This window comes from Clostridium sp. DSM 8431 (assembly GCF_900116755.1).
Taxonomy (GTDB): Bacteria; Bacillota; Clostridia; order Clostridiales; family Clostridiaceae; genus Clostridium.
In genome coordinates, this window is the sequence record NZ_FPBY01000016.1 from 26,276 (window position 1) to 33,295 (window position 7,020).

At 28.3% G+C, this 7,020-nt stretch carries 7 protein-coding genes; 4 read left to right on the plus strand and 3 right to left on the minus strand.

The features are described from left to right. Positions 1-71: 71 nt before the first annotated feature. Together BM384_RS02935 and BM384_RS02940 are read left to right on the plus strand one after the other, a co-directional pair. Positions 72-581 carry a SanA/YdcF family protein gene (locus BM384_RS02935; protein WP_090010902.1) on the plus strand — a complete coding sequence of 170 codons (510 nt, stop codon included), beginning with the start codon at positions 72-74 and terminating at the stop codon, positions 579-581. 75 nt (positions 582-656) lie between these two features. Next, positions 657-1,004, plus strand: coding sequence for a hypothetical protein (locus BM384_RS02940; protein ID WP_090010905.1), 348 nt, complete (start codon positions 657-659; stop codon positions 1,002-1,004). A gap of 35 nt (positions 1,005-1,039) precedes the next feature. Here the strand turns inward: BM384_RS02940 and BM384_RS02945 are convergent, their stop codons facing one another. Continuing rightward, a complete protein-coding gene (locus tag BM384_RS02945; RefSeq protein WP_090010907.1) occupies positions 1,040-1,546 on the minus strand; it encodes a J domain-containing protein in 507 nt (168 codons plus the stop codon). 39 nt (positions 1,547-1,585) lie between these two features. Continuing rightward, on the minus strand, positions 1,586-2,449 hold the full coding sequence (locus tag BM384_RS02950) for a DUF5685 family protein (protein ID WP_090010908.1): 864 nt from the start codon (positions 2,447-2,449) through the stop codon (positions 1,586-1,588). Between the two features lie 180 nt (positions 2,450-2,629). Here BM384_RS02950 and BM384_RS02955 point away from each other — a divergent pair, with 180 nt between their 5' ends. Beyond that, the gene (locus tag BM384_RS02955) at positions 2,630-4,384 is read left to right on the plus strand and encodes an SUV3 family DEAD/DEAH box RNA helicase (protein ID WP_090010910.1); all 1,755 of its coding nucleotides are present in this window, start codon (positions 2,630-2,632) and stop codon (positions 4,382-4,384) included. 42 nt (positions 4,385-4,426) lie between these two features. On the opposite strand, the gene zupT is transcribed toward BM384_RS02955, so the two are convergent. Next, positions 4,427-5,203 (minus strand): zinc transporter ZupT, encoded by a 777-nt coding sequence (zupT, locus tag BM384_RS02960; protein WP_090010913.1) that lies wholly within the window; start codon positions 5,201-5,203, stop codon positions 4,427-4,429. A 227-nt stretch (positions 5,204-5,430) separates the two neighbouring features. Between zupT and BM384_RS02965 the strand changes: the two genes are divergently transcribed. Beyond that, positions 5,431-6,729 carry a homoserine dehydrogenase gene (locus BM384_RS02965; protein WP_090010915.1) on the plus strand — a complete coding sequence of 433 codons (1,299 nt, stop codon included), beginning with the start codon at positions 5,431-5,433 and terminating at the stop codon, positions 6,727-6,729. The last annotated feature ends 291 nt before the right edge of the window (positions 6,730-7,020 follow it).

Consider the following 7,020-nt stretch of genomic DNA (forward strand, 5'->3'; position numbering starts at 1 on the left):
TCTATATTTTATTAGCAAAAAGGCAATAGATAGATATATTAATAGTAAGAGAAAAAAAGGTGTTGAGTAAAATGATTATTTTTATATTAATTCTAGCCTTTTTTGCTATGATTACTGTTTTGTTAATGATTGATACTGTACAAAGTTATGGTGCACGGAAAATACTTAAAAATAAAAAGGTACCTTGTAATATTAAAAATATTTTAGTTTTAGGCATAAAAAGTAAAAATAAAGAGGTTGATAATGAAATGCTAGCAGATAGGCTCATAACTGCCATTGAGGTTAATAAAGAAAATGGGAATGAATGTACTATACTATTAGATAAGTCAGGTGTATCAACTTATGACAGTATATATTGGGCAAAAGAAGTATTTCATATTGAGAGTATGATTATTATTACTAATGAACATCATCTTCCTAGAGCCCTTTATTTAGCAGAGAAAATGGGGATAAATGCATATGGTATTAAGTCAGATTTAAGAGACTATGATGATATTGAAGTCTACAGAGATAGGGAATTATTTGCTCAGATAAAGGATTTTGTTTATGTTAATATATTGAAACCCAAGCATAAAAAATAAATAATATGCTTAAGTATTAAGTTATATAAAAAAAATCTCGAAAATATATTAATAGAAATTAGGAGGTGAATCTATATGGATAATAATAAAAAAGTTCAATTAGATAGAATAGAATATGAAAATATGCATATGGTAAAAGAAGTTAATAAAGGTGATATTAATAAGAATCAAGTTAATACCAATGCTCATTCATCTTTTAGTGAATTTATGAAAAAAGCCCAAAGTTCTTCTAAGAAAAGCAGTAAAAGTAGTTATGTAAATAAGGATATAGTTGTAGAAAGTAGTCTAAAAGTGCTAATAGATGCAGAAAATGAAGTTAATAAATTTGTAGAAGAAAAAATAGCATCTAGTGAGAATATAAAAAAATTATTATCTAGAGAAGAGACTACTCCTATAAAAAATGAGCTTATAAAAGAAGATTAGTTATAAAATAAAGACTGGTATAAAGCCAGTCTTTATTAGCATAATCCTCCTTTATTTCCACTGTTATTATTAGAACATAGTGAAGAATTATTTTGAGTTTGTCTTTGATGATTATTTTTTAAAGGAACTAATTTCTGATTAAGTTTTTGAATAGTAGTAATGTACTCATCATTATATGGATTAATATTTGCAGCTCTTTTTATGTGATTTACTCCTGAATCAATCCAGCCTTTCTTTATTAAAAGAATTCCTTTTAAATAGTTCCATTCAGCTGAATGAGAATCAGATATTAAATTTAAATTAGCTTCGGCAGCAATAAAATCATCACTTTCAATTAAATCTCTTACTTTTTCTAATGTTCTATTATCTGTGATAACACGCAGAGCTTCATTTGCTTCATTTATTTTTTCTTCATACATTAGTTTTACAGAATCATCTTGAAGATCATCTAAATTATAAGTATTCATAAGGTTAGAATAAGCTTCCTTAATTTCAGAATCAGATGAGTGGGGTAATATTCCTAAAACTTTATAAGGATCCATATAATAAACTCCTCATTATATATTCATAGTATTAATATATCAAATTTTATATAAAATGTTCATGTATGTATCAATTAGTCCTAAGTTAATAGTATTTTTTATTATGCTTTCATTTTTATAAAAATGTAATTTTTCTATTATGCTATTGCAGTTATTTATTAAATTTAATATGGTGAAGTCTAAATTTTCTTTTACAGCTTCTACAAGGATAGAGTAAGTATAATTTTTATTATAAGCCTTTTCTAAAGGATTAAACATATGGCAGTTTAAATCTTCTTTTAAGTCATCTAAGGCATCTATAAGATAAATCCATTTCCCAAAGGAATAGCCAAAGTTATATAAGGTTTCTCTAAGTTTTTCAGAGTCATCCGTAAGCTGTCCTGGAAAGTCTCTCATAATACTTCCTGTAATGTGGCTAAAAGGATGGGATATAGTATCTATTGGGTAGGACAATCTGCTTTTTTCTAAGGTATGAAGATCAGATAGTGAATTAAAAATGGTATCCTTTAATTTTTTATTTGTAATTTTACTATAATAGTATTTAAGAACTTTTGAAGAACCTAAACTTTTTAAATCATTAGCATCTAGTATATTATCTAAAAGTTTGTAGTATACGAAGGTAATGTTTAAGTCTGCAGCATAATCTAATGCTTCGTTATCATATATGAAATTTCTTTTTGTAAAGGGATGTCTTATACAGTTTGATGATTTTTCCTTAGGGCTACCTTTACATAAACCATCTAAAAATACAGCAAAGAAAGTTGTATCGTAGTTTAGGAAAATACGTGGTATATTACCAAACTTGTTTTTTAGACATAAACATAATCCACAGTAGTAAGTTTTGAATTTATTTAAATCATTTACTGTAAGTTCACCTTGTACAGGGGTAATATATCCAAACATATAGGTTCCTCCTGTTAAGATAGAATATTAAAATAATTATACATAAACAGTATATGAAAGGTTAGTAAATGTGTTAGTGTTTTTTTATTTAGTGTATTTGAAATTATTAAATATAGTATAATATAGTAAAGAGTTTATTTTAGTACATTAATTAATGTTAAGAGATAAGGGAGGAAATACATGAAGAAAAATGCAGCCCATAGAGAATATAAAAAGTTAAAAAGTCAAATTAATCAAATAGAAGAAATTGTCCATCATTCAAAGGGTGGAGCTTTGCATGAACATGAGTCTACTTTAAGAAAAAAGATATTACTTTTAAATGAGATGGAAAATGAAGGCTTCAAGGATTTTGAAGATGTATCTGATAGATATAATGAAGCTTTAGAATATGTAGGAAAAAGAATAATAGAAGATTATAATAGAAAAAATAATTGCGATTTTGATTATTATGAAGTTGCAAGAGGAAATTACAAAGTCCTTTTAAATTCAGGAATATTAACTGTTCTTACAAAAAAACATATACCAAAGATGATTTCTAAGGAATTTGAAGAAAATTTTCCAATGAATCCTAAGGATGAATACAGAGAAGCTAGAGGTATGAGAAGAAAGTTTGTTATTCATTTAGGAGATACTAATACAGGGAAGACTTATAATGCCATAGAAAGATTAAAAACTTGTAAAAATGGTGTTTATTTATCACCTCTTAGAATATTAGCTCTTGAAAATTATGAAAGACTAAATAATGAGGGTATATTATGTGATTTAGCTACTGGTGAAGAGGAAATAGTACATGAAGGTTCTACACATATGTCTTGTACTATTGAAAAGCTTAATTTAAAAAAACAATATGAAGTTGCAGTAATTGATGAGATTCAAATGATAGATGATTCTCAAAGAGGAGCTGCATGGAGTAGAGCTGTCCTTGGAATAAGAGCTAAGGAAATACATATATGTGGAGCTATGAATGCTAAATACATTATTGAAACAATGCTTAAAGATTGCAGGGATGATTATGAAATACATGAGTATAAGAGAAAGATACCTTTAGTTGTGGAAGAAAATGAATTTAATCAAAACGACATTCAAGATGGAGATGCAATAGTTTTATTTTCTAAGAAGAAGGTATTAACTTTAGCTAAGGAATACGCTGAAAGAGGAGAAAGAGCAAGTATTATTTATGGAGATCTTCCACCAGAAGTTAGAAGAATGCAGTATGAACAGTTTACTAAAGGAGAAACAAAGCTGCTTATAACAACAGATGCTATTGGAATGGGAGTTAATCTTCCTATAAGAAGAATAATATTCTTATCAACAAAGAAATTTGATGGAGAAGAAATTCGTGATTTAACATCTCAAGAAGTAAAACAAATAGCAGGAAGAGCAGGACGTATAGGTATTTATGATACTGGGTATGTAACTTCAGCTAGAAATAATAAGTTTGTAAGAGATAAGATATTAGAACAGGATAGAGAAATAACTGAGGCTGTAATAGGACCATCAGATGCAATACTTAGAATTAAAACTCTTCCTTTAATTGAAAAGCTAGCTCTTTGGAGTGCAAGAAAAGAAGAGCTTGACTATTATAGAAAGATGGATATATCAGATTATATAATAGTCCTTGAAAAATTAAAGAGCTATAAGCTAATGGAAGAGGTTCAGTGGAAACTTTTAAAAGTTCCTTTTGATGTAACAAGTGATGAATTAATGGAGCAATTCTTATTCTATGTAGATGAATTATTTATAGCTAAATCTAAAACAATAACAAGACCATCAATAAATAGTGGTGTATTAGATGAACTTGAAATATACTATCAAAAAATTAATATGTACTATTCATTTAATAAATTATTCAACTTGAAATTTGATTTTCAGTGGATATATGATGAAAGAATAAGAGTAAGTGAAGAAATTAATGAAATATTAATTAACATGTAATAAATCAGCTGTAGATTTTCTACAGCTGATTTTATATTAGTGCTATAAGAATAAGTGGCTTATTGGCATTATACATATACCTAATATTAAAGAAAAAATATAAATTAAATTATGATTATAGGATTTTGCTTCAGGAATAAGTTCTGCAAAAGAAATATAAATCATTATTCCAGCTACTAATGCAAAAACTACACTTAATATAAAATCATTAATATAAGGTTTTAGAAAAAGAAAGGACATAATAGCACCTACAGGTTCTGCTATTCCTGATATAAAGGTATAGAAAAATGCTTTTTTTCGACTTCCTGTTGAATAATATATTGGCATGGCTATAGAAACCCCTTCTGGAATATTATGAAGGGCAATAGCCATAGCAATAGTAATGCCAAGGGCAGTGTCTTGGAAGCCTGATATATATGTGGCAATACCTTCAGGAAAGTTATGAAACATTAGAGCAATCATAGATACAAAACCTACTCTAAATAAATTATTATTACTATCAGTATTTACTCCTATATTCTCATTTTCAGGAATAAAGTTATCAATTAAAAAAGCTATTATAACTCCAATTATTAAAAATAATATAGAAAGAAAACCACCATTTAGTTTTCCATATATTTTATTCAGTGTTTCGCTAGCTGTTGGAAGAAGATCTGTAGAAGATATAGTAATCATTACACCAGCAGAAAAGGAAAGAGCAAAGGTTATTAGTTTTTTATCTTGAGTTTTTGAAAAAAATACCATGAATGCACCTATAAGTGTAGAAAGTCCTGCTAATAATGAAAGAAATATAGGCATTACTTCTTGATTAAGATACATATTTTATACTCCTATAATTACTTGCTTATATTTATGTTTATTTTTTACTATGAGAGTATATTCAATCTGTTATGAAATTTATAATAAATAGGACAAATATTATGAAATCTTCTATTGAATATATTGGAGTGTTATCAATAAAATATAAAAACTATAGAAAATAATGAAAAAAAGTAATATAATTATATAGTATATAAGTTGGGGACTAAAAAGGGGGAAATGTATAGATGAAAAAAGTAAAAATAGCCTTACTAGGATTAGGTAATGTTGGTCGTGGAGTTTGGAAGATTTTAAAAGAGAATGAAGAAGAAATTATGAAGCGTTCAGGATGTAAGGTTGAAATAGCAAAAATCCTTGTTAGAAATAAAAATAAAGATAGAGGGATTAATGTACCTGACGAAATAGTTACTACTGATTTTAATGATATTTTAAAGGATAATTCAATTAAAATTGTTGTTGAAGTAATGGGTGGAATAGAACCAGCAAGAGAATATATTCTTGAATCTATGAAAAAGAAAAAACATGTAGTAACAGCTAATAAGATGCTTTTAGCAACAGATGGAGATACTCTTTATAAGAATGCTGATAAAGAAGGTGTAATGCTTAATTATGAAGCAAGTGTTGCAGGTGGAATTCCAATAATTCAAACAATAAATGAAAGTCTTACAGCTAATAAAATTCAAGAATTATATGGTATAGTAAATGGAACAACTAACTTTATTTTAAGTAAGATGGAACTTGAAGGAAGTAAGTTCCAAGATGTATTAAAGGAAGCTCAAGAAAAAGGATATGCAGAAGCAGATCCAACTTCAGATATAGAAGGTTTTGATGCTCAATATAAATTAGCTATTTTAGCTTCTCTTGCCTTTGGAACTAAGATAGATAGCGATAAGGTATATAGAGAAGGCATTACAAAAATAACAGATGAAGATATGAAATATGCAAAGAGCTTTGGAAGAGTAATAAAGCTTCTAGCAATAGCAAAAGATGTAGATGGAAGATTAGAGCTTAGAGTTCACCCAACAATGATTCCAGAAACACATCCGCTTGCTAATGTATTTGATTCATTTAATGCTGTATTTGTAAAAGGTAATGCAGTAGGAGATTTAATGTTCTATGGAAGAGGAGCAGGAGATCTTCCAACAGGAAGTGCTGTTGTTGCAGATATAGTATCAATTGTAAGATCAGATGTAGATGGTGATAATGCATCAGTAGTTGAAAAGAATAACTTGTGGAAAAAAGAAGTTATGTCTGTTAAAGAAATTAAGAGTAAATATTACATTAGAGCAAAGGTTGAAGATGAACCAGGTGTTTTAAGTGATATAAGTTCTGTATTTGGAAATACTAATGTAAGTCTTCGTTCTGTAATACAAAAGGAAGTAATTAAGAGTGAAAGTAAAGTTACACTTGTTTTAGTTACTCATAAATGTACAGAAAAGCAATTAAAGCAGTCTATAGATGAATTACAAAAATTAAGTTCAGTTCACTGCATAGATAATGTAATAAGGATTGAAGATTTTGAATAGATAGTGTTAATAAGGATGCGTCTAAATAAAGAGATGCATCCTTTTTGTTCGCCCAGCATGTTTGCTGAGCCGGCAGGCTGAAAGAAGCCTGCGTCGCCGTCCCGATAGGAAGACAACTCGAATGCAAGTGCGTTATTGGCAACGATAAGGTATGAAGGAAGCGCTAGAGGACATATGGAACATAACGCAAGTAAACCAAGTATTGGCTTATAAAGTGGATAACCTTGCAAAAAGTAGGAAAGTCCAAAGTTCGGTAGTTACTTTATAAGTTTTTATGGATGTGTTCATATG

Coding starts and splice junctions, on each gene's coding strand:
- BM384_RS02935 (WP_090010902.1), top strand. CDS start 72: ATGATTATTTTTATATTAATTCTAGCCTTTTTTGCTATGATTACTGTT.
- BM384_RS02940 (WP_090010905.1), top strand. CDS start 657: ATGGATAATAATAAAAAAGTTCAATTAGATAGAATAGAATATGAAAAT.
- BM384_RS02945 (WP_090010907.1), bottom strand. CDS start 1,546: ATGGATCCTTATAAAGTTTTAGGAATATTACCCCACTCATCTGATTCT.
- BM384_RS02950 (WP_090010908.1), bottom strand. CDS start 2,449: ATGTTTGGATATATTACCCCTGTACAAGGTGAACTTACAGTAAATGAT.
- BM384_RS02955 (WP_090010910.1), top strand. CDS start 2,630: ATGAAGAAAAATGCAGCCCATAGAGAATATAAAAAGTTAAAAAGTCAA.
- zupT (WP_090010913.1), bottom strand. CDS start 5,203: ATGTATCTTAATCAAGAAGTAATGCCTATATTTCTTTCATTATTAGCA.
- BM384_RS02965 (WP_090010915.1), top strand. CDS start 5,431: ATGAAAAAAGTAAAAATAGCCTTACTAGGATTAGGTAATGTTGGTCGT.